Here is a 1,475-nt window from a genome sequence, read left to right on the forward strand (position 1 = left end):
CCTGGCACACCTTCGCCGCCCCGCCCCCGCCCCCGAGGCGCCGGGGCGTCGGCGGCCTGATCGCCGCGGTCCTCGCCGTCGCGCTCCTGGCCGGCGGCATCGGCGGCGGGTTGGGATACCTGGTCGCCGACCGCAACGCCGGGGACACCACCGGGCGCGGCGCCGCGCCCGCCGTCACCGAGTCCAGTCAGCGGGTGGAGCGGGCCCCCGACTCCGTCGCGGCCATCGCCGAGGCGGCGCTGCCCAGCGTGGTCACCATTCAGGCCGAGGGCGACCGCGAGGGCGGTACCGGCACCGGCTTCGTCTACGACGAAGAGGGCCACATCATGACCAACAACCACGTCGTCGCCACCGCCGCCGGCAACGGCACCCTGACCGCCACCTTCTCCGACGGGGAGACCTACGAGGCCGAGCTGGTCGGCGGCGCGCAGGGCTACGACATCGCCGTGCTGCGCCTGGTCGGCGCCGAGGACCGCGACCTGACACCGCTGCCGCTGGGCGACTCCGAGGAGGTGATCGTCGGCGACACCACCGTCGCCATCGGTGCCCCCTACGGGCTCTCCGGCACCGTCACCACCGGCATCATCAGCGCCAAGAACCGGCCCGTCGCCTCCAGCGACGGCATGGGCGGCCGGGCCTCCTACCTCAGCGCGCTGCAGACCGACGCCTCCATCAACCCCGGCAACTCCGGTGGGCCGCTGTTGGACTCCAACGGTGCCGTCATCGGCGTCAACTCCGCCATCCAGTCCACCTCCGGCGGCCTGGGACAGGCCGCCGGCAGCATCGGCCTGGGCTTCGCCATCCCGGTCAACCAGGCCCGGCGCGTGGCACAGGACCTGATCGAGAGCGGTGAGCCGGTGTACGCGGTCATCGGCATCTCCGTCGACATGACCGAGAGCGGCACCAACGGCGCCCGGATCGTCACCGACGCGCCGGCCGACTCCGCCGTCGTGCCCGGTGGGCCGGCCGCCGAGGCCGGACTGGAGCCGGGCGACACCATCGTCGGCTTCGGCGACCGGGTGATCGACAGCGGTCCCACCCTGATCAGCGAGATCTGGACCTACGAGCCGGGCGACACGGTCGAGCTCACCTACGTGCGCGGCGGTTCCGAGGAGACGGTGGAGATCACCCTCGACTCCCGGGTCGGCGACCAGGACTGATCCGGAACCGGGCCGGCCCGCCGGTCCCCGGTCACCCCGGATGACGTTCCCGTCCCCGTGCCCGCTCCGGCGGACACGGGGACGGCGTGCGTCCGGGGCCCGGGGGCGGTCAGCCGGCTCCGGGGGCCATCGGCTCGCGCAGCATCGCCATCGGGGCCGCGACGCGCGAACCCTCGATGATCGGGCCGTCCCCGAACCCGTGGCGCCGGTAGAGGCGACGGTTGTGCTCGTTGGACGAGACCAGATAGGACGGCAGGCCCTCGCGATCGGCGCGCTCCAGGCCGTGGGCCAGGAGGGCACCACCCACCCCCTGTC

At 74.0% G+C, this 1,475-nt stretch carries 2 protein-coding genes; one reads left to right on the forward strand and one right to left on the reverse strand.

Annotated features, from left to right (window positions below; translation table 11 throughout):
- Window positions 1-1,160: S1C family serine protease (locus FNQ90_RS22910; RefSeq protein WP_182608093.1), on the forward strand; the 1,160-nt coding region annotated here is incomplete at its 5' end.
- Window positions 1,161-1,269: 109 nt separating this feature from the next.
- Here the strand turns inward: FNQ90_RS22910 and FNQ90_RS22915 are convergent.
- Window positions 1,270-1,475: GNAT family N-acetyltransferase (locus FNQ90_RS22915; protein WP_182608094.1), on the reverse strand; the 206-nt coding region annotated here is incomplete at its 5' end.

This window comes from Streptomyces alkaliphilus, from assembly GCF_014141535.1.
In the GTDB taxonomy this organism is placed as follows: domain Bacteria; phylum Actinomycetota; class Actinomycetes; order Streptomycetales; family Streptomycetaceae; genus Streptomyces; species Streptomyces alkaliphilus.